Raw genomic sequence first — 26438 nt, forward strand, 5'->3', positions numbered from 1 at the left:
TACATCGGAGACCTCGGCGCCGTCATGCTCGCCCAGTCCGTCTCCACCGCCGCCTACATCGTCGCGGCGCTGCTGTTCATCCTCGCCCTCGCCGGCCTCAGCAAGCAGGAGACCGCCCGCCGCGGCGTCGTCTACGGTATCGCCGGTATGACGATCGCCCTCATCGCCACTCTCGTGCTCGTCATCGCGAACGGCACCCTCCTGCCCGAGGGGGCGACGGCCGCACTCGGGATCACGCTTCTCGTGGCCGCGGTCGTGGTCGGCGGCACCATCGGCCTCTGGCGGGCGCGCGTGGTCGAGATGACCGGCATGCCCGAGCTCATCGCGCTGCTGCACTCCTTCGTGGGACTGGCGGCCGTGCTCGTCGGCTGGAACGGCCACCTCTACGCCGAAGGCATCGCGCCCGAGCTCATCGGCATCCACCACGCCGAGGTGTTCATCGGGGTCTTCATCGGCGCCGTCACCTTCACGGGGTCGATCGTCGCCTTCCTGAAGCTGTCCGGGCGGATGTCGTCGAAGCCGCTGATGCTGCCCGGCAAGAACACCCTCAACATCGGCGCCCTGGCACTCTTCCTCGTGCTGACCGTCTGGTACGTCGCGACCCCGTCGATCTGGCTGCTGGTCGCCGTGACAGTGCTGGCCCTGGCACTGGGGTGGCACCTGGTCGCCTCGATCGGCGGCGGCGACATGCCCGTCGTCGTCTCGATGCTCAACAGCTACTCCGGCTGGGCCGCGGCCGCCGCCGGGTTCCTCCTGAACAACGACCTGCTCATCGTCACCGGCGCCCTCGTCGGCTCGTCCGGTGCGTACCTGTCGTACATCATGTGCAAGGCGATGAACCGGTCGTTCCTCTCGGTCATCGCCGGCGGATTCGGCATCGAAGCTCCCCGCAGCGCCGACGCCGAGGAGGGTGAGCACCACGAGACGGATGCCGCGGCCGTCGCCGAGCTCCTCCGCGATGCCCGGTCGGTCATCATCACCCCCGGGTACGGCATGGCCGTCGCCCAGGCGCAGTACCCCGTCGCCGACCTCACGAAGCGGCTGCGCGAGCGGGGCGTCGAGGTGCGCTTCGGCATCCACCCCGTCGCGGGGCGCCTGCCGGGCCACATGAACGTGCTGCTGGCCGAGGCGAAGGTGCCGTACGACATCGTGCTGGAGCTCGACGAGATCAACGACGACTTCGCCGACACCGACGTGGTGCTCGTGATCGGGGCGAACGACACGGTCAACCCCGCCGCGGCCGAAGACCCGGGCTCGCCCATCGCGGGCATGCCGGTGCTGCACGTGTGGGAGGCGCGCAACGTCGTGGTGTTCAAGCGGTCGATGGCCTCGGGCTACGCCGGGGTGGCGAACCCGCTGTTCTTCCGCGACAACACGCAGATGCTGTTCGGCGACGCCAAGCAGCGGGTGGAGGACATCCTGCGGGCGCTGTGACCCACCGCCCACGTGGGCGTTCCGTATTCAGTCTGATTGCCACCGGCGGGCGCCGCCCAGCCCACGATTCCGCCGGTCGGGCCAGCTTCATGCCCGTGCAGACTGAATACGGGACATGAGGGTGCCCGCGCCCTTCGGCGGCCTGCACAGCCGGCTCCTCCGCAGGACGTGTTCCGTATTCAGTCTGGTTGCGATGCGGCCTGGTGACGCAGCGCGCCAAGACGGGCCGGAGCGGGATGCCGCGGGCCGCGGAGACTGAATACGGAACGGCGGGGCGCCGACCCCAGCGCGGGGGCCAATACGCTGGATGCCATGCGCATCGCCACCTGGAACGTCAACTCGATCCGCGCCCGCGTCGTCCGCACCGTCGACTTCGCCGTCCGCGAGGGCATCGACGTGCTGGCGATGCAGGAGATCAAGTGCAAGCCCGAGCAGTTCCCGTACGAGGCGTTCGAGGCGGCGGGCTACACCGTCGAGGCGCACGGTCTCAACCAGTGGAACGGCGTGGCGATCGCCAGCCGTGAGCCGATCGAGGACGTGCAGATCGGCTTCCCGAACATGCCCGGCTTCGCGAAGGGCCATGACGGCCCCGGCGCTCCGCTCGAGGCCCGCGCGCTCGGCGCGACCATCGGCGGCGTCGAGGTGTGGAGCCTGTACGTGCCCAACGGGCGCGGCCTCGACGATCCGCACTACCGCTACAAGCTCGACTGGCTCGAAGCGCTCCGCGGCTACACCGCAGACACGCTCGCGGCCGATCCCGACCGGGCGCTCGCGCTCACCGGCGACTTCAACATCGCCCCCACGGATGCCGACAACGGCGACCCGACGGTCGTCGAAGGCGTCACCACGCACGTCTCCGTCCCCGAGCGGGCCGCCTTCCAGGCGCTCCTGGATGCCGGGCTCTCCGACACAGTCCGTCCGCTCGTGCCGACCGGCTACACCTACTGGGACTACAAGCAGTTGCGCTTCCCCCGCAACGAGGGCCTGCGCATCGACTTCATCCTCGGCTCGCACGCCTTCTCCGACGCGGTGACCGCGGCCGCCATCCACCGCGACGAGCGCAAGGGTGAGATCCCGAGCGATCACGTCCCCGTCGTCGTCGACCTCGACCTCGACGGCCCCGATGACGACGACCGCCCGATGATCTGGTGACCGGGCCCGCCGCGCATCACGCGGCCTCTGCCGGAGGACCCTGCTCGGCCGCGACGGGGTCCATGTAGAGGAAGCCGAGGCTGTTGCCGTCGGGGTCGTCCAGGTCGCGGCTGTACATGAAGCCGTAGTCCTGAGCGGGGTGCGGCTCGGTGCCACCGGCAGCCACCCCAGCCTCGACGATCGCGTCGACGTCGGCACGCGAGTCCCGCGCGAACGACAGCGACACCTGTGCCCACTCCTTGGGCTCTCCGAGGGGCTTGTCGGTGAAGGTCGCGAAGAACTCCCGGCGCAGCACCATGAAGAAGATGTCGTCCGACCAGACGACGCACGCCGCATTCTCGTCGGTGAAGTTTGGGTTGATCGCGCAGCCGAGTGCCCGGTAGAAGGCGATGCTGCGGTCGAGGTCATTCGTCGGAATGTTCACGAAGATGCTCGTCATACGCAGAGCATGCACCCGCGGCGCGATGACGTCGAGGCCCCTCTCCGTCCCACGGGGGATGCCGCGGCATCCGGCTCCCCCTAGCGTGGAAGGATGAGCTCGGCCGCCCTCATCCGCACGACCACCCCCGCGCAGCGTCGCAACGATGTGTGGCTCGCGCTGGCGCTGCTGATCAGTGCCGTGATCAGTGCGTGGCTGGGGAAGGTGGCCGGCTTCTACGGCGAGAGCACGCCCGCGTTCGGCTGGGCGCTCGTCTACGTCGCGGCCCTCACCCTGCCGCTCGCCGTGCGTCGGCGCTTTCCCGAGCTGACCCTCGTCGTGGTCGCCCTCGCCTTTTTCGTCGGGGTGTCGGTGCGCATCCCCGAGGTCTATGTCGGCAATGTCGCGCTGTTCATCGCGATGTACACCGTCGGCGCGTGGGTCGGCCACCGGCGTCGCGCGACGATCGTGCGGCTCGCCGTGATCGTGGGCATGTTCGTCTGGCTGCTGGTCGTGATGTTCCAGAGCGCGATCGACCCGGACGGCGACGGACCGTCGCGTGCGGGGCTCTTCTCCCCCTTCGCGGCTTACATGATCATCCAGCTGCTCGTGAACGCCGCCTACTTCGGGGGCGCGTACTACTTCGGTGAGCGCGCGTGGGCCGACGCCCGCTCGCGCTCCGTGCTCGAGGACCGGACGGCGGAGCTGGAGCGAGAGCGGGAGCTGACGGCCGCGCAGGCCGTCGCCCTCGATCGGGTGCGCATCGCGCGCGAACTCCACGACGTCGTTGCCCACCACGTATCGGCCATGGGCGTGCAGGCGGGGGCGGCGCGCACCGTACTCGACGACGACACCGCCGCAGCCCGGGAGGCGTTGGTGACGGTGGAGACGTCGGCGCGCGAGGCGCTGACCGAGCTTCGTCAGCTGCTCGAGACCCTCCGCACACCCGACGCCGAGACGCCGGCTGCATCGACAGTGCGTCTGGATTCGATTCCCGAGCTCGTCGCCCACGCGAATGAGAACGGCATGCCCACGACCTTCGCCGTGGTCGGCGCTCCGACTGATCTGCCCGAGCTGGTGCAGGTGAACCTGTACCGCATCGCGCAGGAGGCGCTCACGAACGCGCGGCGTCACGGTGGGCCGGATGCCGCGGCCGACGTCCGTCTGCGCTTCGACGACGATCACGTCGAGCTGGAGGTCGCCAACCGCGGCCGTGAGCACGTCGCCGGGCGGGCGGGGCTCGGCATCGTCGGGATGCGCGAACGCGCAGCGGCATCGGGCGGAACACTCGAGGCAGGGCCGCGGCCGCGGGGCGGGTTCCTTGTGCGCGCCCGCGTGCCCGCGCGGCTCGGAGGAGTCTCGACCCGAACATCACCGCCCCGCGCGGCACGGACCGCGGAGGCAGGGCGATGAGTGAGCCGGTGCGGGTGCTTCTCGTCGATGATCACGCCGTCATGCGAGCCGGCTTCCGCATGATCCTGGAAGCGCAGCACGACATCACGGTCGTGGGCGAGGCCGCGACGGGATCAGAGGCGGTGGCAGCGGCGTCCGCTCTCCACCCCGACGTGATCTGCATGGACGTGCAGATGCCCGACATGGACGGGCTCGAAGCGACCCGTCGCATCGTCGCCGATCCGTCGGTCACGGGTGTCGTCGTCATCGTGACCACGTTCGACCGTGACGACTATCTCTTCCAGGCGCTGCACGCGGGCGCGAGCGGCTTTCTCCTCAAGAACGCGGGCCCGGAGGAGCTCGTCACCGCTGTGCGCGTCGCCTCTGCGGGCGACGCGCTCCTGTCACCGGCGGTCACCCGCCGCGTCATCGAGCGGTTCGCGGCGTCACCGACCGACCCCGTCGACGCGCCCACCGCCTCGATGGCGGCATCCAGGGCGACGAGCTCGTCCGTCGCGGCGCCGCGCACGGCCGCGGCGACGATCGAGCTCACCGAGCGCGAGGATGACGTCCTGCGTCTGCTCGCCGAGGCGTACAGCAATGCCGAGATCGCCGCCGCCCTGTTCATCGGGGAGGCGACCGTCAAGACGCATGTGTCGAACGTGCTGCAGAAGCTCGGCGCCCGCGACCGCGTGGCCGCTGTGGTCTACGCCCACCGTCACGGCATGGTCTGACGCGAACTGCCGGCCTCGCACCACCCCGGGGCGGAGCGAGGCGGGTGACCCGCCGTGTCAGGTCAGCGAGCGGCGACCGGGATCGATCCCGTGGTGGCCGTCGTCGCGGCGCGCGCCAGGCGCTCGCGCAGCGAGACCAGAGTCGCGTCGGGACGCCACAGCACCACGAGGCTCCAGCCGAACATGCCGACCAGCAGCACGTTGCGAGCAAGCAGCACGCCGGCGGCGAACGGATGAGCATCGATCAGCGGCAAGTACAGCACCGGGAACACGAGGGTCGTCAGGAAGCACGTGACCGCCAGCCAGACGGCGATCGACGTCCACGCCTTGCGGTCGATCAGCAGGCCGGCGGCGACGACGGGGGCAAGCCACAGCATGTACTGCGGCGAGCCGACCTTGTTGAACACGATGAGAGCCGACGTCAACGCGAACGCTCCGCGAAGGATCAGGTGCTGCTCGCCGATGCGGGACAGGGCGCCCTCCTGGAGCGCACGACGACGCGCACGCCAGAGCAGGACGAGGATCACCATGAAGGCGATCGGCATGGCGTAGCCGACCAGCACGCCCGCGGCGGTGGCGCCGGGACCGGCGACCTCACGCGTCGCCAGGACGTAGTTCTGGTGGATCTGAGCTCCGGGAAGACCCAGCACCGTCGCCCACACCCAGGGGGTGGCGACGGGAGCCTCGAGCTGCAGGGCGCGGTCGCCCTGGATCGTGGCGAAGCTGAAGAGGTTGGAGGCGCCGCCGAAGGCGACAACCACGCCGGCGATGGCGGCGCTCAAGGCCAGTCCACCGGCGATGATGCGCATGCGCAACGACGAGACGGCAACGGCGGCGGCGGCCAAAGCCGCCGGGGCGACCTTGATCCATGTCGCCGCGGCGATCAGCACCCCCGCGATGAACGGTCGACGGACGAGCCAGACGAGACCGGCGATGGCCAGCGGTGCGGCGAAGCCCTCGAGACGCAGCATCGAGACGGGCGCGAGAAGCACCTGGATCGCCAGCCAGTACCAGGCGGCGACGTAGCCCTTGCGGTTGCGCAGGTTGTCGGTGAGCGCGAGGACGGCGAAGAAGTTCGCGCCCACCATCATGAGGAGCCAGACGAGCTGGTAGTTCCAGGGGCCGGCGACGATCGCGGCCATGATCGGCGCGAGAGCACCGGCCGGGTAGACCCACGGCATGTCGATCACGGGCCAGTGCCCGTGGGCCGCCTGCTCCGCCCACAGGCGGTACAGCGGAAGGTCGCCCTCCGTGCCGCCGAAGATCATGACCTTCAGCAGAGCGAGGAAGAAGAGGGCGTGCACGACGGCGAAGCCGATGAGCAGGCCACGACGGGTGAACGCGAAGTGCAGGGCACGGGGCCACCACTCGCGGGCACGGTCGGATACACGGGCGCCGAGGGCGCGGGTCACCTCAGGAGCGCTCGTCACTCGACAGAGTTTAGGAGAGCTCGCCTGAGCAAATGGTGGACGCGGTGTTACCCGTTGCTGGGAATTCACCGAGTGCGCCGCGCTCCTGCGCCGTGAGAACTGCGGAACACACACTCCCCCGCAGGGGGGATGCCGAGGCCCGGCAGATGCCGCCGCGCAGCGGATTGCGCTACGGATTCCCGCCTCAGGGGGGAGGTATGCGGCATCCGCGCTTCCTAACGTGGAGTCAACGGCAAGTCGAGGAGGAGAACATGCTCGAACTGAACGGCATCACCAAGAGCTACGGCGTGAAGCGGGTGCTCGACGACGTGAGCTTCCGGGTTCCGTCCGGGCGCCTGACCGGATTCGTGGGCGGCAACGGCGCAGGCAAGACGACGACCATGCGCATCGTGCTCGGCGTGCTCGGCCGTGACAGCGGCGAGGTCACCCTCGACGGCGCCCCCGTCACCGCGGCCGACCGACGCCTCTTCGGCTACATGCCGGAGGAGCGCGGGCTGTACCCGAAGATGCGGGTGCTGGAGCACATCGTCTACCTCGCCCGTCTGCACGGGTTCGACAAGGTCGAGGCCACCGGCCGCGCCGAGGCGCTGCTCGTCGAACTCGGTCTCGGCGAGCGCCTGCGCGACAACGTCGAGACCCTCTCGCTGGGCAATCAGCAGCGCGCGCAGATCGCCGCCGCTCTCGTGCACGACCCGCAGGTGCTCATCCTCGACGAGCCGTTCTCGGGCCTCGATCCGCTCGCCGTCGACGTCGTCGCGGGCGTGCTGCAGGCCCGGGCGGCCCAGGGTGCGGCCGTCCTGTTCTCGTCGCACCAGCTCGACGTCGTCGAACGGCTCTGTGACGACCTGGTCATCATCGCGGACGGCACGATCCGCGCCGCCGGTACCCGCGACGCTCTCCGGGCCGCGCACGCTCAGCACCGCTACGAGCTGATCTCCGGCGGCGATCTCGGCTGGCTCCGTGACGAGCCCGGCGTGGACGTTCTCTCGTTCGACGGTGGCTACGCACTGTTCGACGTCGATGGGGATGCCGCCGCGCAGCGGGTGCTGCAGCGCGCGGTCTCCGCGGGCGATGTCGCCAGTTTCTCGCCTCAGCAGCCCTCTCTCGCCCAGATCTTCAAGGAGGTCATCCAGTGAACGTCAGCGCTCCATCCTTTGCCCAGAGCACGTGGCTCGTCGCCGAGCGCGAGGTGGGATCCAAGCTCCGCAGCAAGGCGTATCTCATCTCCACCGGCATCCTCTTCGTGCTCGCGCTCGTCGGTGTGCTGTGGGGAGGCTTCTCGGCGCAGTCCGACAGCCGGACCCCGGTCGCCGTCACCGCCGACACCGCCGCATCGGTCGCCGACAACCCGCTCGTGAAGACCACCGAGGTCGCCGATGCCGACGCCGCACGCGCGCTCGTGCAGGACGGCACCGTCGACGCCGCGCTCATCTCCGGCGGCGCCGCGCCGTTCGAGTACACCGTCGTCGCGAAGGAGACGCCCCCGTCGTCCCTGCTGCAAGCGCTGAGCCTCACCCCCCAGGTGGAGCTGCTCGACCCGTCGGGCGTGAACCCGGGACTGCGGTACCTGGTCGCGCTCGGATTCGGGCTCATCTTCTTCATGGCGGCGCTGACCTTCGGCTCGACGATCGCGCAGTCGGTCGTGGAGGAGAAGCAGACGCGCGTCGTCGAACTGCTCATCTCGGCCGTACCCGTGCGGGCGCTGCTCGCCGGCAAGGTCATCGGCAACACGATCCTCGCGATGGGCCAGATCATCGGCCTCGCGGCGATCGCGATCATCGGCTTCACGGCGACCGGCCAAAGCAGTCTGCTCGCCGGGCTCGGCGCCCCCATCGCCTGGTTCGCCGTCTTCTTCCTCTTCGGATTCATCCTGCTCGCCGCACTGTTCGCCGCGGCTGCGGCGATGGTGTCGCGGATGGAGGACATCGGCTCGACGACGACACCGCTGACCATGCTGGTGATGGCGCCGTACTTCCTCGTCATCTTCTTCAACGACAATCCGCTGGTGATGACGATCATGTCCTACGTGCCGTTCTCGGCCCCCGTCGGCATGCCCGTGCGCATCTTCCTCGGGGACGCGCAGTGGTGGGAGCCGCTGCTGTCGCTCGGGATCATGCTGGTCACGTGCACGGCGGCCATCTGGGTGGGCGCGAAGATCTATCAGAACTCGCTGCTGCGCATGGGAGCGCGCGTCAAGCTCTCCGAGGCGCTCGCCGGATGACGTGGACACACCCCGGCACGGGTCAGTGATCGGCGGATGCCGGTGCCGTCGCGGGCTGCGCGAGCACCGGCATCCGTCGATTGACGAACTGCGGAACGGCGATGCCGTGCAGCAGGATGCTGCCGACGACGGTGAACACCATGATCGCGAGGACGTCGTAGGCCTCCGCGTCGGGCAGCTTGTTGAAGGCGAGCAGCCCGAACACGATCGTCGCGGTGCCGCGCGGGCCGACGACCCCGATGAGGGTGCGCGACCCCCAGGGCACGGGCGATCCCAGCATCGACAGGTACACCGGCACGATGCGGAACAACGTCAACGCCAGGACGACGAGCACGAGCAGGCGCCAGTCCACGCCGTTGATGATGACGACGGTGGTCATGGCCCCCAGGACGAACCACACGATGTTGGCGGCGAGGGTGCCGGCTTCTTCGACGAGAAGGATCTCGGGGTGCGGGATCGTGCGCTCGTCGGTGCGCTTGGTCCGTGCGATGCGGTAGACGATGCCGGCGACGAACGCCGCGACGAAGCCGTTCGCCGCGAGGGTGCTGAGTGTCGCGACGCCGAAGGCGATGAGGGGAACGAGAAGCATGACGTAGCGGATGCCGGGGGCGTCGGCCCAGCCGCGGCGCGAGGCCCATCGCACGCACACGCCGAAGACACCGCCGATGACCGCGCCGACGACAATCGCGATCGCGGTGGCGGGAACGGCCCCGAAGAAGGCCTCGAAGAACTCGCCCAACCGCTCTTCGAGCTGCGATTCGTTCTCGGGTGACAGGGTGTCGGAGTTGACGGCCGCCAGGATCGTCGGCCAGGCGATCGCCGCGGCCAGCGCCATGGCGAACACCGGCGAGACCAACCCGTCGTTGTAGCCGCTTTCGATGTTCAGGATCTGGCGCACCCGGGCGGGGATGCGCGGCGAGCGCAGCAGCGTCGCCGCCGGCGCGAAGTCGGTCGGCATGATGACGCACGCGACGACGATGAGGATGAAGACGCTGAGGTGGGGCAGCAGGAACAGTCCGCTCACCACGACCGCCAAGATCGACAGCGGCAGGGCGACGAGCACGAGGCGCGCGATCGTTCGCCCTTCGCCGCCGAAGACGCCCCCGCTCACCTCGCACGCATCGACGAACAGCAGCACGGCGAGGATCAGCTCCACGACGTGCTCGGCGGCGTCACTGCCCACCGCATCGGAGAAGCCGGTGACGTCGATGAGCACGAGCACCGCTCCGGCGAGAGCGAGCACGGCCGGACCGGCCACGCCGGTGCGTTCGAAACGATGAGCGACGACCGACCACAGACCGATCACGACGAAGCCCAGCAGGAAGATCAGCGGCACCGTTCACCTCTCCTCGGCTGTCTCGGGCGCACGAGCCCCGGTTTCCGGGATCAGTCTGCCAGTCGATGCCGCCGTCGCGTGTCAGCGCTCCACGAGCACACCGTCGGTATCCGCCCAGACGTGGGCCCCGGGACGGAACACGACGCCGGCGATCTCCACCGGCACGTCGAGCGCGCCGACGCCCGCCTTCGCGCTCTTGCGGGGGTTCGAGCCGAGGGCCTTGACACCGAGATCGAGCGCGGCGATCGCAACCCGGTCGCGGATCGCGCCGTGCACGATGAGGCCGGCCCAACCGTTCGCGACCGCGGATGCCGCGATCAGGTCGCCCACGAGCGCCGATTCCAGCGAGCCGCCGCCGTCGATCACGAGCACGGCGCCCTCGCCCGGGGTCGCGAGCGTCGCCTTGACGAGCGCGTTGTCACGGTGGCAGCGGATCGTGCGGACCGGGCCGTCGAACGCCGCCCGTCCGCCGAAGTCGTGCAGCTGCAGGGCGAGCGAGTCCAGCGCGTCCCCGCGCTCGTCGTACAGGTCGGCCGTCGCGATGGTGGTCATGACGCCACGCTAACGAGACGCGGGGGCGCGGGGCGCCGTCATGAGCGCGGAAGTTCCGGCATCCTTCCGCCGCCAGCAAACTCATAGGTCCTCACGGGAACAAGACGTCGGTTGCATACGGTTGCATCGACCGGGCCGATAGCGTCCCGCCGACAAACCGTCCTTCATCCTTCTTCAGGAGACGACCATGAGCACCATCGCCGCACACCCCGCCGACACCGACGCGCCGATTCTCGACGTCCTCGCCGAGCGCTGGAGCACCCGCATCTTCGACCCCGCGACGCCGATCGACGAGCAGGCCCTGGCCAGCGCGCTCGAGGCGGCCCGCTGGGCGCCGTCCGCCAACAACACGCAGCCGTGGCGCTTCGTGGTCGCCCGTCGCGGCTCGGCCGCGCACGCGCAGATCGTGGACGCCCTGATGGGCTTCAACCAGTCGTGGGCCGCAGACGCCGCCGCTCTCGTCGTGTTCGCATCGGCCGCCGCGCTCGACGGCAAGCCGCTGCCGTGGGCCGCGTACGACACCGGCCAGGCGGCTGCCCACTTCACGGTTCAGGCGCACGCCTCGGGCCTGCACACCCACCAGATGGGCGGCTTCGACCGTGACGCGATCGCCGCGGCGTTCGGCTTCGGCGACGATCTCGTGGCCGTGACCGTGATGGCCGTCGGCGCCCTCGGCGACATCGACGCCGCTCCCGAGGCGCTGCGCGAGCGCGAGCTGGCCCCGCGCGTGCGTCGCCCCATCGCGGAGTCGCTCATCGTCAACGACTGACGCGCGGCGCCGCCCCCGACGCCCCGCCCCGCGAGAAACCACTCCCCGCCCGAAAAACCACTCCCCGCACGAGAAACACGTGTAGGAGTGGTTTTTCGCATCCGGAGTGGTTTTTCGCGAGTCGTCAGTCGTCGAGCAGTTCGGCCTCGATCACGTCGTCATCGTCGGATGCCGCGGCATCCCCGCTCTCGTCGGGTGCCGCTCCTGCGCTGGTGAGCACGAGACTCGAGCCGTCGGCGGCGACGTCGACGCGCACGAGGTCGCCGTCGCGCACACCGCCCGAGAGCAGCGCCATCGCGAGCCGGTCCTGGATCTCGGACTGGATGAGGCGACGCAGCGGCCGGGCCCCGAAGATCGGGTCGTACCCGCGCTCGGCGAGCCACGCTCGCGCGTCGGGGGTGACCGCCAGCGTGAGCCGACGATCGCGCAGCCGTCGCTGGAGGGCGTCGACCGACAGCTCAACGATCTGTGCCAGGTCGTCCTGGCTGAGCGCATGGAACATCACGATGTCATCGAGCCGGTTGAGGAACTCGGGGCGGAACGCCGTGCGCACGAGCGCCATCACCTGATCGCGCTTCTGTGCGAGCGTCAGCGTCGGGTCGATGAGGATCGGCGAGCCGAGGTTCGACGTCAGGATCAGGATCGTGTTGGTGAAGTCGACCGTGCGCCCCTGACCGTCGGTGAGTCGGCCGTCGTCGAGCACCTGCAGGAGGATGTCGAACACCTCGGGGTGCGCCTTCTCGACCTCGTCGAGAAGCACCACCGAGTACGGCCGCCGCCGCACGGCTTCGGTGAGCTGACCGCCCTGCTCGTAGCCGATGTACCCCGGAGGGGCACCGACCAGCCGGGCGACCGAGTGCTTCTCGCCGTACTCGCTCATGTCGATGCGCACCATCGCACGCTCGTCGTCGAAGAGGAACTCGGCGAGCGCCTTGGCCAGTTCGGTCTTGCCGACACCGGTGGGTCCGAGGAAGAGGAACGAGCCCGTCGGCCGGTTCGGGTCGCTGATGCCGGCGCGCGAGCGGCGCACCGCATCGGCCACCGCCTTCACGGCGTCCTTCTGGCCGATCAGCCGTTTGCCGAGCTCGGCCTCGAGGTGCACGAGCTTCTCGCTCTCGCCCTGCAACAGGCGTCCGACGGGGATGCCGGTCCACGCGGCGATGACGGCGGCGATATCGGCATCCGTCACCTGGTCGCCCACCATCCGCTCGCCGCCCTCGGCGGCCTCCGCGTTCTCGGCCTGCGCGACCTGTCGCTCCAGCGCCGGAATCTCGGCGTAGTACAGCCGCGAAGCCTTCTCGAGATTGCCCTCGCGCTGGGCGCGCTCCGCCTCGACGCGCGCCTGGTCGAGGCGCGTCTTGAGGTCGCCGACCGCGTTCAGCGAAGCGCGCTCACGCTCCCATCGCGCCTGCAGCTCGTCGAGGCGCGCCTGCTCGACCTTGAGGGTCTCGCGAAGCGTCGCCAGCCGCTCCTTCGACGCGGCATCCTTCTCGCGCTTGAGGGCCAGCTCTTCGAGCTTGAGGCGGTCGACGTGGCGGCGCAGCTCGTCGATCTCGAGAGGTGCGGAGTCGATCTCCATGCGCAGGCGCGACGCGGCCTCGTCGATCAGGTCGATGGCCTTGTCCGGCAACTGACGCGAGGGGATGTAACGGTTCGACAGGGATGCCGCGGCCACGAGCGCGCCGTCGGCGATGGCGACCTTGTGGTGCGCCTCGTAGCGCTCCTTGAGGCCGCGCAGGATCGCGATGGTGTCCTCGACGCTGGGCTCGCCGACGTACACCTGCTGGAAGCGGCGCTCGAGGGCGGCATCCTTCTCGATGAACTCGCGATACTCGTCGAGCGTCGTCGCGCCGATGAGGCGGAGCTCGCCGCGCGCGAGCATCGGCTTGAGCATGTTGGAGGCGGCGACCGATCCCTCGCCACCTCCGGCACCCATGAGCACGTGCAGCTCGTCGATGAAGGTGATGATGCGACCCTCGGACTCGGTGATCTCTTTGAGCACGCTCTTGAGGCGCTCCTCGAACTGTCCGCGGTACATGGCACCGGCCACGAGCGCGGAGATGTCGAGCGAGACGAGCTCCTTGTCCTTGAGCGACTCGGCCACGTCGCCGGCGACGATGCGCTGGGCGAGGCCCTCGACCACGGCGGTCTTGCCGACGCCGGGCTCGCCGATGAGGACGGGGTTGTTCTTCGTGCGGCGGGTGAGCACCTGGCTGACGCGCCGGATCTCACTGTCGCGGCCGATCACGGGGTCGAGCTTGCCCTGGCGCGCACGGTCGGTCAGGTTGATGCCGAACTGCTCGAGGGCGCTCTGCTGCTCCTCCTGACCGGGCTGGGGTTGTGCGTTCATCGCTTCTCCTTGAAATCTTCGAGGCTCAAACTTGAGCCATCGGGACTCAACTTTATCAAAACGTGATGCGCGCGGCAAGCGGTGCGGCGGTGGGCAGTCCTCCCCATCGCGACGACGCCGGGGCTCACCTAGAGTGACGACGTGGCCGATCTCGTCGTCAACACGGAGAACCTCCGGAATCTCGCGAACCAGCTCGCGACCGTCCACGGCACCCTCACCGCCGCGGACGGCGACGCGCGCAACCTGTCGGGGATGATCCCGCACGCCGGACTCGCCTCCGCCGTAGACGAGTTCGCGTCGGGGTGGGACCGGCGGCGCAAGGATCTCGCTGATCGCGTGGACCAGCTCCAGAAGCGCGCGGATGGCGCCGCCGACGCGTTCGAAGGCGTCGACGGCCAGCTGGCCGACAAACTCACGGACGGGAGCAACGGATGAGCATGGCACCCATCGGCGGCGATGTCGCCGGCATCCGCGGGCACGCCTCGCGATACAGTTCCACGGCCCGCGCGGTGTCGGAAGCGGTCGACATGCTGCAGGCGGTCATCAGTGCGTCGCAGCAGGAGACGAGCGACGCCGTCGAGGCCCTGGCCGGGACGATCGGCGACACGAAGACCTTCCTCTCACGCATCCGGGAGCGCTACGAAGTGGCCGGCTCCGCGCTCGCCGTCTTCGCGAACGAGCTCGAGCAGGCGCAGCAGCAGGCGGCATCCGCGATCGCCGCGCACGACGACGCGCAGCGTCGCCACACCTACGCTCAGCGCAACCTGACGGAGGCCCGTCAGGCGACGCAGCAGACCGTCGACCCCAATGAGCTCGCCGAGGCGACGGATGCCGCGCGACGCTACTCGTCGATGAGCACGTCGGCGGCGACGGACCTCTCCCAGGCGAAGGCCGCCTACGACGCCGCGGTGGAGCGCGTGCAGCGCGCCGGCAACGCCGCGGCATCCACGATCTCGCAGACGGTGTCCAGCGATGACCTCAACGACTCGTGGTGGGACAACGTCCTGGACTGGGTGAACCAGAACGCGGAGTGGCTGAAGGTCGTCAAGGACATCCTCACGGTCGTCACGGCCATCGTCGGGGCGCTGTCGATCTTCTTCCCGGTGCTCGCCCCGATCGCCCTGGGGCTCGCCGTCCTGTCGATGGGGCTGAGCTTCCTCCTGGCCTCATCGGGCGACGGATCGTGGTTCGACTTCGCGCTGGACGCGATCGGCGTGCTGACCTTCGGCGTCGGCAGCGCCGCCCTGGCCGGCATCAAGCTCGGCACCGTCGCCCTGCGCGGGGGCCGCGCTGCCACGTTGGCCGTGCGCAGCCCCGGAATGGTGTGGGGCAACGGCGCGCGCCAGGTCATCGGCAATCTGCTCGATCGGGGCCTGGTCGGCTCGATCCGTCAGCCGATGCGGATGGTGGCCGAGGAGAGCGCGAGCGTCCTGTCGGCACGGCCGAACTTCGCACAGGTCGTCACGCACTGGGGCGACGATGCGATGAAGGGCATCCGCGAGTCGGACAGCATCATCATCTCCGAGTTCGACCAGATCGCGTCGCAGGCGCGGCTCGGCGCCGGCGGCGCCATCGACAACCTCGTGACGAGCGGCGTCGACAGCCTGAAGGGAGTCGTCGGGACGATGGGCAAGATCGGCTCGTCGCTCGACTCCTACAACCTGGTCGGAATCGGGATCAACCGCAGCGACCAGGTGATCAACTGGGTTCAGGATCAGACGGGAGTCCAGACCCCGCTGGGGACTCTCACCACCGGGCTCAACGAGGCGTACGGCTTCGTTCCCGGGCTCTTCGAGGCACCGATGGGGGCGGACTGGCGCAGCCCCTCCGTCCCATGAGTCTGCAGCGCCAGGTCGAGTGGGAGGCCCGCTTCGGCGACGGCCTCTTCGTCGCAACGATCCTCTGGATCGTCTTCGGCGCCCTGCCGATGATCGGGCTGCTGGTCGGACAGCTCGTGACCGGCGGCTTCGTGAAGAGCGGGGATGTCCCCGCCAGTTTTCCGGCGTTCATGCCGCCCTGGTGGGCGGCCTATCCCATGACGCTGCTGCTCGTGGTGCTCGCGCTGGGTTCACTGCCGCTGCCGCTACGGGGCCCACGGGCGACGACTCGCGGCACGCTTCTCGCCGTTCTCGTACTGACCTTCGGCACCACGCTGTACATCGCCGCGGCCGCGGCCGCGGCCGAAGCCCACCAGGGCCGCGTCAACTTCTTCGGGGTCGACACCCTCGTCTTCATCCAGTTCGTCCTGATCATCATCACGGTCGCGCGCATGCTGCTGGGCGCGCTGCGCCTGCTCCCGCGACGGTGGCGGGAGTACATCGACGAAGACGGTACGGTGGTGCCGCCGAAGGAGATCGTGCGTCGAGCCCCGCGCCGCCCGTGGGACTGGAATCGCAACCGGGCGCGGCGCCGTCCGCCGGGGCAGTGAGGGACACCATGAACGAGATCGCGCCCCCGCGCTACCGGCTCGTGCTGCCGCCGGGCTTCCTGCTCATCCCGGTGGCGCACTCGACCGACGACGACATCGCCGACCTCGTCCGTCGCCACTATCGCGACCTTCCGCGTGACAGCTATGGCCCGCAGATCGAGAGAACCGCCGCTCAGCTCGTCGCCTCCGCCCGCAGCGCGCGCGAGGCCGGCGTGCTCGACCTCGTCGTGCCGATGGGAGTGCCGTGGCGCGCACCGGTGTCGCTGGCGATCGCCATCAGCACCGGCCCGGCACCCACAGGCGACGACCCGGGGCCCTCGGCATCCGAGATCAGCGAGACCGTGACGACATCCGCAGGCGAGGCCGTTCGAGCAACCGAGAGGTTCGCCGTGCCGACAAGAGCCGACGAGATGGCACCGTTGATGAGAGTGCGCTTCCGATGGCCGATTGCCGATAGCGACCGGCAGCTGGTCGCCGTCTGCACGATCAGCGGGACGGTCGATCCGGAGCTCGCGCCGATCGTCGGCGCCCTCGCCGAGCTCGGCGATCTCCTGCTGCGCACGCTCCGCTGGGACTGAGAGGAACCGCATGGCCATCGACATGGACTACGACCTGGACCGGTGGGTCTACGTGCCGAACGTCTTCCCCTGGGAGTCGTTCGGCGACGAGGAGCAGTGGGCGGATGCCGTCGCACGCGCCTTCGGCGGCGAAGGCCGCACGGCCGCACCCGCAGAGCTGGTCGACTGGCTGCGGGCCTACCTGGTCGGCGCCGTGCGCAGCAACCGATCGGGAACGATCCGCTTCGTGCATCTGCCGAACATCACCGCACCGCACGCGATCGTCGACGTCTACGACATGCCGCATCGCGACGATGTCGCGCTGGTCGACCTCACACACGAGAGGCAGGCACCGGCCGTCCGCGAGCCCGAGGTGGTGCCGTTCGATTCGGAGCATCTCGGAGCGGGAATCAAATCCACCCGGTGGGTGCGCACCGAGGCCGACACGATCGTCCGGGCGACCAACTGGGTGTGGCGAACCGTCGAGCGCGACATCGTCGTGATGACCGCCAGCTCCGACCTTCCCCTCGCCGAGGCTCTCGACCCGGTGGTCGACGAGCTGGCCCGCACGATCCGCCTGGCCTGACGCGCGCGGTCAGGAGGCCATCGCCTCCAGCTGCGCGGGCGGCGTCGTGCACGTGAAGCGCGCGCGGTAGGCGGTGGGCGTGAGCCCCAGGGTGCGCGCGAAGTTCTGCCGCAGGACGGCCGCCGAGCCGAACCCGCACGCCGACGCGATGGCATCCAGGCCCAGATCGGTCTGCTCGAGCAGACGCTGCGCGTGGATGATGCGCTGGCGTCCCAGCCAGGCCGCGGGCGTCGTGCCGTAGTCGGCTTTGAATCGGCGGGCGAAGGTGCGCGGCGACATGTGCGCGCGGGCGGCGAGCTGGTCAACCGACAGATCGAGGGTGAGGTTCTCCAGCATCCACTCGGTGACCGGTGTGAGCGAGAGCGAGGTGGATTCGGGCAGCGGCTTCGCGATGAACTGCGCCTGGCCGCCGTCGCGCTGGGGAGGGACGACCATGCGGCGCGCGATCGTGTTGGTCATCTCGGCGCCGAGCTCGAGGCGCAGCAGGTGAAGGCATGCGTCCAGCCCTGCTGCCGTGCCGGCGCTGGTGATGATGCGCCCGTCCTGGACGTACAGAACGTTGGGGTCGACGTCGATGCGCGGGTACATCTCGGCCATCGTGTCGGCGTAGCGCCAATGGGTCGTCGCACGCCGTCCATCCAGCACCCCGGCAGCCGCCACCACGAACGAGCCGCTGCAGACCGTGAGCACCCAGGCGCCGCGCTCGACGGCGCGGCGCACCACGGCGGACACGCGTTCGTCCACGTGTGCCCACTGGTCGCGCGGGATCGGGGTGATGACGACGAGATCGGCCTCGTCGGCGAACGACAGATCGTCGTCGACGTTGATCGAGAAGCGCAGGTTGCTCGGCACCGCGCCCGGGTCGGGCGCGACGACGCGGAAGTCGAAGTTGGGGATGCCGTCGTCCGACCGATCGAGCCCGAACGCCTCGCAGGCCAGACCGAACTCGAAGGGAGCGAAACCGGGCTGGACGACGCAGGCGATGGTCTTCATGGCAGGAATCCTACTCCTTTGAGCAGTTCTGCCACTCGTGACTCTTCGGCTACGGGCATAGCTTTTCTGCCATGCTCATCTTCTTCCTCGTTCTCGCGCTCGTCATCGTCGTATCGGTCGGCGCGACCGCTCGCGCCCTCATCACCGACGACTACCGGCCGGTGCGGACCGACCGGTGCGCCGCCGGGGTGTCAGCGCCGTCGCGGCAGCCGGTCGAGCGCATCCAGCAGCACGTCGGCCGATCGCTGCCACGAGAAGCGCGCGATGTGCGCCGATCCGGCGGCGATGAGCGCGTCACGGCGCTCGGGATCGTCGATCGCGCGCACCGCGGCGGCGAAAGCCGCGGCATCCGTGCCCGGCGCGTACAGCGCACCGTCGCCGGCGACCTCTCGGAAGATCGGCATGTCGGTGACGACAGCGGGAACGCCCAGCGCGAGAGCCTCGGCGACCGGAAGCCCGTAGCCCTCGTCGAGGGATGCCGAGACCAGCACGGCCCGCTCGGCCAGAAGCCCGGCGTACTCGGCATCCGTCACACCGTTGTGGAAGCGCACCGCACCCCCGCGGCCATCGACGAGACGCTCGAGCTCGGCGCGACGGTCGGGCGAGATGCGCGACAGCAGATGGAGCGTACGTCCGGGAAGCTCCGCCATGGCGCGGATGAGGGTCTCGACGTTCTTGTACCCCATGAACGAGCCCATGTAGACGAGGTTGTCGGCGCCGGGCTCAACCCGGACGCCCGCCGGCAGCAGGTCGCCGAGGCGCTGCGGCGCGTTCGGGACGACGATGACGGGCCGCTTCGTCAGGCGCACGCGGGCGAACTCGGCCGCGCTCGTCTCGCTGACGGTCGCGACCAGATCGGCGGCGTTGAGCGTGAGGCGCTGCGGAACGTATGAGAGATGGAACAGCCGCCAGCCGACGCGGACGTACCAGGGAAGATTCCGCGGCGGCGTGCGATGCCGGTAGTAGATCGTGTCGTGGAGGGTGAGGATCACACCGAAGCGACGGCCGAGCACCCCGATCGTCTGCATCGGTGAGAACAGGGCGTCTGGACGATACCGGTTCAGCAGGAGCGCCGTGAACGGCTCGCGCACCGCGGTGGGGGCGTGAATCCGCAGCGCACGTGCACCCTCCGGCAGGAGAGCCCGCTGCGCCTCGTCGTGGATCAGGAACACGACCTCCACACCCCGCGCGGCCGCGCCACCGGCGACGGCGGCGGCGAGCTCGGCCGAGTACCGGCTGATGCCGTCATGGAAGTCGGTGCGGATGTACCGCGCGTCGAACAGCAGGCGCATGTCAGCCGTCGAGGGGCTCGCCGCGGTAGAGCTTCTCGAACGTGTCGAGGGTCTTCTCGATGTCGTGGATCTCCACCCCGTCGAGCGACGCCTGCTGCATGCGCAGGTACTCCTCCGGCGAGGCCGTCAGCACGCGGCGCAGCTTGTCGGCGAGGTCGTCGACGTCGCCCGGCGCGAACAGGTACCCGTTCTCCCCGTCGTGGACGAGGTGCGGCAGCGCGACGGCATCGGCGGCGACGACGGGAAGGCCCGAGGCCATCGCCTCCATCGTCGCGATCGACTGCAGCTCGGCGATCGACGCGATCGCGAAGACGTCGGCGCGTGTGTACGCGGCGCGGAGGTCGTCCTCCTCGACGCGGCCGTAGAAGGTGACGCGGTCCTGGATGCCGAGGCGCTGCGCAGTCTGTTCCAGCGCGCGGCGCTGGTCGCCGCCCCCGACGATGTCGAATGCGATGTCGGGCAGTTCCGGCGCGAGCTTCGCGATCGCCGCGAGCGTGACCTCGACGTGTTTCTCGGTGGTCAGCCGACCGACGAACAGCACGCGGTTGTGGGGCCGCGGGGTCAGGTTCGGCGTGTAGTTGCGCTTGTCGATGCCGCAGCTGATCGGGATGACGCCCGTGATGTCGATCGTGTTCTCGAGGAACTCCGCGGCCTTGCGCGTCGGCGTGGTGACCGCGCGCGACATGTCGAACGTGCGCTTCGCGTCGTCCCACGCGAGCTTGACGACCACCTTGTCCAGCAGGGGCGGCAGGGTCGTGAAGTCGAGGATGTTCTCCGCCATCACGTGGTTCGTCGCGACGACGGGGATGCCGCGCTGTCGCGCGATGCGCGTGAGGGCGCGTCCGAGCACGATGTGCGACTGGCTGTGGACCACGTCGGCGGCCACCTCGTCGAGAAGTCTGCGCGAGTAGTGCTTGGCCATCCACGGCAACACGAAGCGCAGCCAGTCGTGCGGAGGCCAGCGCCACCCGGGTGGACGGTGCACGGTGAGCCGCTGGCCCTCGATGATCTCGTGGAAGGTGCCGTGCACAGAGTGCTTCACGCTCGGCGTCATCACGTGCACGTCGTGCCCACGAGCGGCGAGTCCGGCCGCGAGGCGCTCGGCGAAGCGGGCAGCGCCGTTGACGTCGGGGCTGAACGTGTCGGCAGCGATGACGATCGTGAGCGGCCGATGAGCGGGGTGCGGGTCGTCGGGTGTCGCGGAGTCGGTCACGGGGTGCGAGGCCTATCTGTGCGGCGGCGGCAAGACCGCGGATCGCGGAGCCACCCCGAGGAGTCTACCCGAGGGCCCTGTTGCCGCCGGGAAGGACCCGTCCCGCGTAACGTGGTGTCATGGCCCGACTGACCGCCGATGCCGACCAGACGCGCTGGGTTCCCATCACCGACTCGTTCGGACTGCGGGGACGTCGCGCCCGCAAGAAGGCGATCCGGATGCTGCTGGGTCAGGCCAACGGCATGCTGGGCGCCGAGGCGCGCCCGGGCGGCGCGTTCGCCGCCTGGGCGATGAGCCAGGCGGCGCCCGCGCTCATGCGCAAGGCCGCCGGACGCGTCCTGGTCTGGGTGTGGAGGTCCGACCCCGAGCTGGTCGTCGTCATGGCGCAGATCCAGCAGCTCACGCCGCAGTTGCGCACCGCGCGAGCCATGATGCCGATGGAGTACGACGACACCGAGGACTTCCGCGGAACGTATCTGGGCACGGGAGAACGGCTGGTCATGCCGACGCCGCCGGCCCGGGACGGCACCGCGACGCCGCCGCCGTTCGCCACCTACACCTGGGACACCGGGACGCATCTGATCACCGTGACGGCGACCGGGGGCGATCGGGAGCGCTTCGGCACGGTGATCCCCGCCGTCGACGAACTCGCCCGATCGCTGCGGGTCGTCGACGACGTGGTCGCCGGCGAAGCGGGTCCGGTGCTGCGGATCGACCCCGCATGATCTTCCTGGAGCCGGCGGACGGCCCCGCCGATCCGCCCTCCTCGCGCCCCCATGCCGGTGTGCTCGGCGGCCCGGTGTTCCGTTTCGGCTTCCGGCCGGGCGAGGGTGCACAGCGCGTCGCGGTGCCCGGGCTCGACGCGGTCGTCTGCACCGCCGACACGGTGCTGCACTGGGCGTTCTACGCCGACGGGGATGCCGCGGTGCACGCACCATGGGCGCCGCTCGCGGTGACGGTCGACGCCCGCGTCGGCGCGGAACGTCTCAGCGACGATGTCCGCGTGCGCGACCGCTACGGCTTTCGCCTCGACGCGGACAGCCAGTTCGCGGCGGCCTGGAGCATGCCCGAGCAGTGGAACGCCGACACCGTGAGCCTCGCCCCCTTCGCAGGGCGGACCGCGGAGGTCGAGATCGTCCTGGGAACGAGCCCGCTCGCGACCGACGCCGGCACCCCCGACGAGGTGACCGGTTTCGTCGAGCTTCGTGTCGAGGAGCTGCCGGCATCCACCCCCTCACCCGCCGAACGCGTGGACACCCGGCGGGGCTCGCACGCCGGCGACCGGTTCTCGCGCGGCAACACGGTGCCCGCGGTCGCGGTGCCCCACGGGTTCACCTTCCTCACCCCGGCGACCGACGCCCGCGACCAGCGCTGGCCGTACCGCCCCTTCGTCCACGACGACGAGCGGGGTCGCCGCCTCGAGGCCGTGCAGTTCTCGCATCAGCCGAGTCCGTGGATCGGCGACCGCGGCGTGCTGCAGGTCATGCCTTTCGACGGCATCCCGGTCTCGGCGCCGACGGCGCGGCGGCGTTGGATCGCCCCGGGCAGCGAGCGCGCCCACCCGCATGTCTGGTCGGCGATGCTCGACGGCGGCCTGCGCATCGAGGCGACGGCGACCGACCGCGTGGGCCTCTTCCGCGTCGAGGGCGACGACTCCGACGCGGAGGTCGGCTTCATCATCGACCAGCCGGGAGCCCACGGCACCGTCATCGCGCAGGGCGACAGCGTGCGGGGCTGGGTGGGCGAGGCCGACCCGTGGTGGGGCAACGGGCCACGGACGTTCTTCGCGGGTGTCGTGCGAGGTGATGCGGCCCGCTCTGGCCGCATCGACGACGACGGGCGAGGCGAACGCGCGGGCTTCGTCGCCGGCACGGGCGCTCTCGAGCTGCGCATCGCGATCTCCTTCATCTCCCTCGAGCAGGCACAGCGCGCGCTCGCCCTGGAGGCACCGGAAGAGATGACGTTCGACGAGATCCGCGATCGTACCCGCGGCGCCTGGGACGCGGTGCTCGACAGCGTGCAGATCCCGCAGCTCACGGCATCCGAGCGCCCTTTCCGCGGCCTCGCCGACACCGACCTCCGTGCGCAGCTCGCCTCGGCGCTGTACCGCCTGCACCTCTACCCGAACGCGGCGGAGGAGAACGTCGGATCCGCCGAGAGTCCGCGGTGGGCGTACGCCGATCCGTTCACCCCCGCCGGGGCGCACACCGACACGCGCACCGGAGCGCCGATCGCGGCCGGGCGCCTCCCCGTCAACAACGGGTACTGGGACACCTACCGCACGGCGTGGCCGATGATGAGCCTGGTCGACCCGGTGCGGTCCCGGGAGCTGCTGGACGGGATGCTGGAGCCGCAGCGACGTCACGGCTGGATGCCGCGGTGGACGGCGCCCGGATACGTGGACGCGATGGTGGGCACCTCCAGCGACCAGATCCTCGCCGACGGCGAAAGGTGGGGACTGCTCGACGACCCGCGCACCGCCCTGTCGTCGGGATGGCGCAATGCCGCCGAGCGCGCACCCGACGCACGCCGCGGACGCAAGGGCATCGAGCGGGGACGCTTCCTGGGTTTCATCCCGCGGGCCATCCACGAGGGCATGAGCTGGAGCATCGAGAACGCCGTCAGCGACGCCGCGCTGGCGCGGCTGGCAGACCGACTGTCGGCGGCGTCATCGGGCGACGACGCCGCGCGCGATGAGGCGCTGTCGCGCTGGCTGGGAAACCGCGCCCTCGCCTACCGGCAGCTGTTCGATCCTGTCGTCGGCTTCTTCCGCGGACGCGACGCCGACGGCCGGACGGCGGGCGAACGCTTCGACCCGCGCGTCTGGGGCGGCGACTACGTCGAGACGAACGCCTGGGGGATGTCGGTGAGCGCGGTGCACGACCGCGCCGGCCTGGCCGCCCTCTACGACGGCCGACAGGGCCTGCGCATCCACCTCGATCGCCTGTTCGCCGAGCCCGAGACCGCGGATGCCGCGTTCGCCGGCGCCTACCGTCAGGTCATCCACGAGCAGCGCGAGGCGCGGGCGCTGCGCAGCGGCATGTGCGCCATCTCCAATCAGCCGGCGCATCACATCCCGTACATGTACACCGGGACCGATCAGCCCTGGCTCGCCGGCGCGACAGCACATCGGTTGGCACGACGCCTGTTCGCGGGCGGCCACATCGGCCAGGGCTTTCCCGGTGACGAGGACAACGGCGAGATGAGCGCGTGGTGGCTGTGGGCGGCGATCGGACTGTATCCGCTCGAGCTGGGTTCCGGCGAGCTCGTCATCGGCTCGCCGCTGCTCGACGACGTGACCGTCGCGCGCAGCGACGGGTCGCGTCTGCGCATCCGCTCGCGGCGACCGCACGCGGACGCCCATGTGCTGCGTGCCGCCCGGGTCAACGGTGCGCCGCTCACCCGTGCCGTGCTGGAGGTGGATGCGCTCGGCGCCGACGTCGACCTGGAGCTCGAGTTCGGCGACGACCCCGCCGAGAGCCTGGGCGCCGACGAGCCGACCCCCGTGCGCCCGTGGCACCCCGATCTGACGGGCGGGTCGGGTCGCATCGTCCACGCGCCCGGCGTGCGCCACGCCCGCCGACTCGTCGACGACGGCGCTGCGGGCGGCGACCGCGGCGTGCGCCTGCGGCCGGGGGCCTGGGTGGGGTGGCTGTTCCCCGAGATCACGTCCGTGACGGACGCCACCCTGACCGCCGTGGACGCGGTGGGCGACGACGCGCTGGAGTGGGAGTGGTCCGCCGACGGAGCGTCGTGGCATGCGGCCGAGGTCACGGCTCCGACGCCGCTCGCCGCCGATCGGACGACCCCCTTCCGCTTCACGGACGCTCTCGCCGCGCGCGCCGTGCGCGTCCGAGCGGCGCGCGCGGTGCGTGTGCGCCAGATGGAGCTGTTCGACCTCGACGCCGACCACTGATCGCGTCCTCCGATCGCGCCAGCATCGGCCGCTACCGTGGCGTTATGAGCGAGCGGGAGCGTCCCCCGACGAACGCCGCGAAGGTCATCGGGTACCTCGGTGAGGGGCGCGCGTGCGCCGAGGCGATCGTCGAGTGGGCGTACGCCTACGCCGCCCTTTCGCGGGCGGACTACGGCGCCTTCCTGGATGCCGTCGCCGCCGGCACCGCGTCGTAGCGTCTAGTCGTCGGACTCGGCATCCGCCGACGGAAGCGGACGCCACAGCACCACCTCGGTCGCCCGACGCGCGCGCGTGCCGTGGCGGAGGGTCACGACCGATCCCGTCGCCCCCGCCGCGAAGACGCGGGAGCGACGAGCCAGCTCTTCCTGCAGACGCTGCTCGAGTTCGGCGACGCGACGGCGCAGTCCGCGCGCCTCGTTCTCGAGCTCGATCAGGCGCGAGATCGCCGGCAGACTCATGCCCTCGGCCGAGAGGGAGCCCACCTCGCGCAACTGCTTCACGTGCCGCAGCGAATACCGCCGCGACCCGCCCTGCGAGCGCCCGGGAACGACGAGGCCCAGCCGATCGTACTGACGGAGGGTCTGCGGGTGCATGCCGGCAAGCTCCGCCGCGACGGCGATCGCGAAGATCGGCGCTTCCTCATCGGGGTGCTCGTCGACCATGCTCACTCCCGGGCCTTGGCCATGAGGTCGGCACGCGGGTTCTCCTTCGGCTCCAGCTCGTGGAAGCGCTGCAGTGCTTCCTTCGCCTGCTCGTCGAGGTGCGACGGCACGGCGACCTGAACCTCCGCGAGAAGATCACCGGTGCCCTTCGCGGTGTGCACGCCGCGGCCCTTCACGCGCAGCACGCGCCCGGAGGGCGTTCCCGGGGCGACCCGCAGCTTGACGGGGTCGCCACCCAGGGTCGGCACCTCGATGGTGGCGCCCAGCGCGGCTTCCGTGAAGGTCACCGGAACGGTGACGCGCAGGTTCAGCCCGTCGCGGGTGAACACGGGGTGCGGTCGCACCGTGACGCTCACCACGATATCCCCGGGCTCGCCGCCATCGGGCGACGGGCGGCCGCGGCCGCGCAGCCGGATCTTCTGGCCGTCGGCGACACCGGCGGGGATCTTCACCTTGAACGGCTTGCCGTCCTCGCCGACGAGAGTGATGGTCTCACCCTTGACGGCGGTCCGGAAGTCGAGCGTCGTCCGCGCGGTCACGTCCGCGCCGCGCTGCGGTCCGCCGTACCCTCGGAAGCCGCCGGTCGGCTGCCCGAAGCGCCCGGAGCCGAAGCCGCCGCCCTGTGTGAACCCGCCCTGGCCGAACATCGAGAACAGATCGTCGAAGTCGGCCGTCTGCGCCGATCCGCGCGACTGTCCGAAACGGCTGAAGACGTCCTCGAAGCCGCCGCTGCCGGTGCCGGGGGCCTGGAAGCGGGCGCCGCCGGCACCCATCGCGCGGATCTGGTCGTACTCCTCGCGCTGGCTCTTGTCCGAGAGCACGGAATACGCCTCGCTCATCTCCTTGAACTTCGCCTCCTTCGCAGGATCGCCCTGCGTGGAGTCGGGGTGATACGTGCGGGCGAGCTTGCGGTACGCCTTCTTCAGATCGGCCTCGGACACGTCCTTGGAGACGCCCAAGACCTTGTAGAAGTCCTTGTCGAACCAATCCTGACTGGCCATGG

General features: G+C 70.1%; 25 protein-coding genes. 15 read left to right on the top strand and 10 right to left on the bottom strand.

What is annotated here, in order from left to right; all coding sequences use genetic code 11:
• Positions 1-24 precede the first annotated feature (24 nt).
• Entirely contained in the window at positions 25-1434 is a 1410-nt protein-coding gene (pntB, locus tag JOE53_RS12290; RefSeq protein WP_100226834.1) for a Re/Si-specific NAD(P)(+) transhydrogenase subunit beta, read from the top strand.
• A 312-nt stretch (positions 1435-1746) separates the two neighbouring features.
• Positions 1747-2586 carry an exodeoxyribonuclease III gene (locus JOE53_RS12295; protein WP_005051861.1) on the top strand — a complete coding sequence of 280 codons (840 nt, stop codon included), beginning with the start codon at positions 1747-1749 and terminating at the stop codon, positions 2584-2586.
• A gap of 16 nt (positions 2587-2602) precedes the next feature.
• On the opposite strand, the gene JOE53_RS12300 is transcribed toward JOE53_RS12295, so the two are convergent.
• Complete coding sequence (locus JOE53_RS12300; RefSeq protein ID WP_204947890.1) at positions 2603-3025, bottom strand: VOC family protein; 423 nt, start codon at positions 3023-3025, stop codon at positions 2603-2605.
• A gap of 93 nt (positions 3026-3118) precedes the next feature.
• Between JOE53_RS12300 and JOE53_RS12305 the strand changes: the two genes are divergently transcribed.
• Positions 3119-4417, top strand: a complete 1299-nt coding sequence (locus JOE53_RS12305) for a sensor histidine kinase (protein ID WP_016464060.1) — start codon at positions 3119-3121, stop codon at positions 4415-4417.
• A complete protein-coding gene (locus JOE53_RS12310) occupies positions 4414-5130 on the top strand; it encodes a response regulator (protein ID WP_204947891.1) in 717 nt (238 codons plus the stop codon). Before JOE53_RS12305 ends, JOE53_RS12310 begins: the two co-directional genes overlap by 4 nt.
• Before the next feature lie 62 nt (positions 5131-5192).
• Here JOE53_RS12310 and JOE53_RS12315 read toward each other — a convergent pair whose 3' ends face one another.
• Positions 5193-6560: a hypothetical protein gene (locus JOE53_RS12315; RefSeq protein ID WP_239498485.1), complete on the bottom strand. Its 1368-nt coding sequence runs from the start codon at positions 6558-6560 to the stop codon at positions 5193-5195.
• A 251-nt stretch (positions 6561-6811) separates the two neighbouring features.
• Between JOE53_RS12315 and JOE53_RS12320 the strand changes: the two genes are divergently transcribed.
• Positions 6812-7696 (top strand): ABC transporter ATP-binding protein, encoded by an 885-nt coding sequence (locus tag JOE53_RS12320; RefSeq protein ID WP_016464057.1) that lies wholly within the window; start codon positions 6812-6814, stop codon positions 7694-7696.
• Positions 7693-8781 (top strand): ABC transporter permease, encoded by a 1089-nt coding sequence (locus JOE53_RS12325; protein WP_204947892.1) that lies wholly within the window; start codon positions 7693-7695, stop codon positions 8779-8781. Before JOE53_RS12320 ends, JOE53_RS12325 begins: the two co-directional genes overlap by 4 nt.
• A 22-nt stretch (positions 8782-8803) precedes the next feature.
• Here JOE53_RS12325 and JOE53_RS12330 read toward each other — a convergent pair whose 3' ends face one another.
• On the bottom strand, positions 8804-10117 hold the full coding sequence (locus JOE53_RS12330; protein ID WP_204947893.1) for a cation:proton antiporter domain-containing protein: 1314 nt from the start codon (positions 10115-10117) through the stop codon (positions 8804-8806).
• An 81-nt stretch (positions 10118-10198) separates the two neighbouring features.
• Positions 10199-10669: a ribonuclease E activity regulator RraA gene (gene rraA, locus JOE53_RS12335; protein ID WP_204947894.1), complete on the bottom strand. Its 471-nt coding sequence runs from the start codon at positions 10667-10669 to the stop codon at positions 10199-10201.
• Between the two features lie 187 nt (positions 10670-10856).
• Here rraA and JOE53_RS12340 point away from each other — a divergent pair, with 187 nt between their 5' ends.
• On the top strand, positions 10857-11438 hold the full coding sequence (locus tag JOE53_RS12340; RefSeq protein WP_204947895.1) for a nitroreductase family protein: 582 nt from the start codon (positions 10857-10859) through the stop codon (positions 11436-11438).
• Positions 11439-11562: 124 nt separating this feature from the next.
• Here the strand turns inward: JOE53_RS12340 and JOE53_RS12345 are convergent, their stop codons facing one another.
• On the bottom strand, positions 11563-13788 hold the full coding sequence (locus JOE53_RS12345) for an ATP-dependent Clp protease ATP-binding subunit (RefSeq protein WP_082784328.1): 2226 nt from the start codon (positions 13786-13788) through the stop codon (positions 11563-11565).
• 141 nt (positions 13789-13929) lie between these two features.
• Between JOE53_RS12345 and JOE53_RS12350 the strand changes: the two genes are divergently transcribed.
• The 5 genes from JOE53_RS12350 to JOE53_RS12370 are packed head-to-tail and all read left to right on the top strand — an operon-like array spanning position 13930 to position 17359.
• Positions 13930-14223 (top strand): type VII secretion target, encoded by a 294-nt coding sequence (locus JOE53_RS12350; protein WP_061683495.1) that lies wholly within the window; start codon positions 13930-13932, stop codon positions 14221-14223.
• Positions 14220-15626 carry a hypothetical protein gene (locus JOE53_RS12355; protein WP_204947896.1) on the top strand — a complete coding sequence of 469 codons (1407 nt, stop codon included), beginning with the start codon at positions 14220-14222 and terminating at the stop codon, positions 15624-15626. The genes JOE53_RS12350 and JOE53_RS12355 overlap by 4 nt, the downstream gene beginning before the upstream one ends.
• Positions 15623-16216, top strand: coding sequence for a hypothetical protein (locus JOE53_RS12360; protein WP_204947897.1), 594 nt, complete (start codon positions 15623-15625; stop codon positions 16214-16216). Before JOE53_RS12355 ends, JOE53_RS12360 begins: the two co-directional genes overlap by 4 nt.
• A gap of 8 nt (positions 16217-16224) precedes the next feature.
• The gene (locus JOE53_RS12365) at positions 16225-16794 is read left to right on the top strand and encodes a hypothetical protein (protein WP_204947898.1); all 570 of its coding nucleotides are present in this window, start codon (positions 16225-16227) and stop codon (positions 16792-16794) included.
• A 10-nt stretch (positions 16795-16804) separates the two neighbouring features.
• Positions 16805-17359, top strand: a complete 555-nt coding sequence (locus JOE53_RS12370) for a hypothetical protein (RefSeq protein WP_204947899.1) — start codon at positions 16805-16807, stop codon at positions 17357-17359.
• Positions 17360-17368: 9 nt separating this feature from the next.
• Here JOE53_RS12370 and JOE53_RS12375 read toward each other — a convergent pair whose 3' ends face one another.
• The 3 genes from JOE53_RS12375 to JOE53_RS12385 all read right to left on the bottom strand — a co-directional run bounded on the left by JOE53_RS12375 (position 17369) and on the right by JOE53_RS12385 (position 20857).
• Positions 17369-18352, bottom strand: a complete 984-nt coding sequence (locus JOE53_RS12375; protein WP_036286609.1) for a GlxA family transcriptional regulator — start codon at positions 18350-18352, stop codon at positions 17369-17371.
• A gap of 191 nt (positions 18353-18543) precedes the next feature.
• Positions 18544-19644 carry a glycosyltransferase gene (locus JOE53_RS12380; protein WP_204947900.1) on the bottom strand — a complete coding sequence of 367 codons (1101 nt, stop codon included), beginning with the start codon at positions 19642-19644 and terminating at the stop codon, positions 18544-18546.
• Between the two features lies 1 nt (position 19645).
• Positions 19646-20857, bottom strand: coding sequence for a glycosyltransferase (locus tag JOE53_RS12385; RefSeq protein ID WP_204947901.1), 1212 nt, complete (start codon positions 20855-20857; stop codon positions 19646-19648).
• Between the two features lie 119 nt (positions 20858-20976).
• Between JOE53_RS12385 and JOE53_RS12390 the strand changes: the two genes are divergently transcribed.
• From JOE53_RS12390 to JOE53_RS12400, 3 genes are read left to right on the top strand one after another with little or no spacing between them, the layout of a single operon-like run.
• Positions 20977-21582, top strand: coding sequence for a hypothetical protein (locus JOE53_RS12390; protein ID WP_061683488.1), 606 nt, complete (start codon positions 20977-20979; stop codon positions 21580-21582).
• Entirely contained in the window at positions 21579-24773 is a 3195-nt protein-coding gene (locus JOE53_RS12395) for a glycoside hydrolase domain-containing protein (protein WP_204947902.1), read from the top strand. Before JOE53_RS12390 ends, JOE53_RS12395 begins: the two co-directional genes overlap by 4 nt.
• 44 nt (positions 24774-24817) lie before the next feature.
• Positions 24818-24988 carry a hypothetical protein gene (locus tag JOE53_RS12400; protein ID WP_197461980.1) on the top strand — a complete coding sequence of 57 codons (171 nt, stop codon included), beginning with the start codon at positions 24818-24820 and terminating at the stop codon, positions 24986-24988.
• A gap of 3 nt (positions 24989-24991) precedes the next feature.
• Here JOE53_RS12400 and JOE53_RS12405 read toward each other — a convergent pair whose 3' ends face one another.
• Positions 24992-25435 carry a heat shock protein transcriptional repressor HspR gene (locus JOE53_RS12405; RefSeq protein ID WP_061683486.1) on the bottom strand — a complete coding sequence of 148 codons (444 nt, stop codon included), beginning with the start codon at positions 25433-25435 and terminating at the stop codon, positions 24992-24994.
• Between the two features lie 2 nt (positions 25436-25437).
• On the bottom strand, positions 25438-26436 hold the full coding sequence (locus tag JOE53_RS12410) for a DnaJ C-terminal domain-containing protein (RefSeq protein ID WP_204947903.1): 999 nt from the start codon (positions 26434-26436) through the stop codon (positions 25438-25440).
• Between the last annotated feature and the right edge of the window lie 2 nt (positions 26437-26438).

It is taken from the genome of Microbacterium laevaniformans (assembly GCF_016907555.1).
GTDB classification, from domain to species: domain Bacteria; phylum Actinomycetota; class Actinomycetes; order Actinomycetales; family Microbacteriaceae; genus Microbacterium; species Microbacterium laevaniformans.

Excerpts from the sequence above, each read along its gene's own strand:
- pntB (WP_100226834.1), top strand. The coding sequence starts at position 25 with ATGCTCGCCCAGTCCGTCTCCACCGCCGCCTACATCGTCGCGGCGCTG.
- JOE53_RS12295 (WP_005051861.1), top strand. The coding sequence starts at position 1,747 with ATGCGCATCGCCACCTGGAACGTCAACTCGATCCGCGCCCGCGTCGTC.
- JOE53_RS12300 (WP_204947890.1), bottom strand. The coding sequence starts at position 3,025 with ATGACGAGCATCTTCGTGAACATTCCGACGAATGACCTCGACCGCAGC.
- JOE53_RS12305 (WP_016464060.1), top strand. The coding sequence starts at position 3,119 with ATGAGCTCGGCCGCCCTCATCCGCACGACCACCCCCGCGCAGCGTCGC.
- JOE53_RS12310 (WP_204947891.1), top strand. The coding sequence starts at position 4,414 with ATGAGTGAGCCGGTGCGGGTGCTTCTCGTCGATGATCACGCCGTCATG.
- JOE53_RS12320 (WP_016464057.1), top strand. The coding sequence starts at position 6,812 with ATGCTCGAACTGAACGGCATCACCAAGAGCTACGGCGTGAAGCGGGTG.
- rraA (WP_204947894.1), bottom strand. The coding sequence starts at position 10,669 with ATGACCACCATCGCGACGGCCGACCTGTACGACGAGCGCGGGGACGCG.
- JOE53_RS12340 (WP_204947895.1), top strand. The coding sequence starts at position 10,857 with ATGAGCACCATCGCCGCACACCCCGCCGACACCGACGCGCCGATTCTC.
- JOE53_RS12345 (WP_082784328.1), bottom strand. The coding sequence starts at position 13,788 with ATGAACGCACAACCCCAGCCCGGTCAGGAGGAGCAGCAGAGCGCCCTC.
- JOE53_RS12355 (WP_204947896.1), top strand. The coding sequence starts at position 14,220 with ATGAGCATGGCACCCATCGGCGGCGATGTCGCCGGCATCCGCGGGCAC.
- JOE53_RS12360 (WP_204947897.1), top strand. The coding sequence starts at position 15,623 with ATGAGTCTGCAGCGCCAGGTCGAGTGGGAGGCCCGCTTCGGCGACGGC.
- JOE53_RS12365 (WP_204947898.1), top strand. The coding sequence starts at position 16,225 with ATGAACGAGATCGCGCCCCCGCGCTACCGGCTCGTGCTGCCGCCGGGC.
- JOE53_RS12370 (WP_204947899.1), top strand. The coding sequence starts at position 16,805 with ATGGCCATCGACATGGACTACGACCTGGACCGGTGGGTCTACGTGCCG.
- JOE53_RS12375 (WP_036286609.1), bottom strand. The coding sequence starts at position 18,352 with ATGAAGACCATCGCCTGCGTCGTCCAGCCCGGTTTCGCTCCCTTCGAG.
- JOE53_RS12380 (WP_204947900.1), bottom strand. The coding sequence starts at position 19,644 with ATGCGCCTGCTGTTCGACGCGCGGTACATCCGCACCGACTTCCATGAC.
- JOE53_RS12390 (WP_061683488.1), top strand. The coding sequence starts at position 20,977 with ATGGCCCGACTGACCGCCGATGCCGACCAGACGCGCTGGGTTCCCATC.
- JOE53_RS12395 (WP_204947902.1), top strand. The coding sequence starts at position 21,579 with ATGATCTTCCTGGAGCCGGCGGACGGCCCCGCCGATCCGCCCTCCTCG.
- JOE53_RS12400 (WP_197461980.1), top strand. The coding sequence starts at position 24,818 with ATGAGCGAGCGGGAGCGTCCCCCGACGAACGCCGCGAAGGTCATCGGG.
- JOE53_RS12405 (WP_061683486.1), bottom strand. The coding sequence starts at position 25,435 with ATGGTCGACGAGCACCCCGATGAGGAAGCGCCGATCTTCGCGATCGCC.
- JOE53_RS12410 (WP_204947903.1), bottom strand. The coding sequence starts at position 26,436 with ATGGCCAGTCAGGATTGGTTCGACAAGGACTTCTACAAGGTCTTGGGC.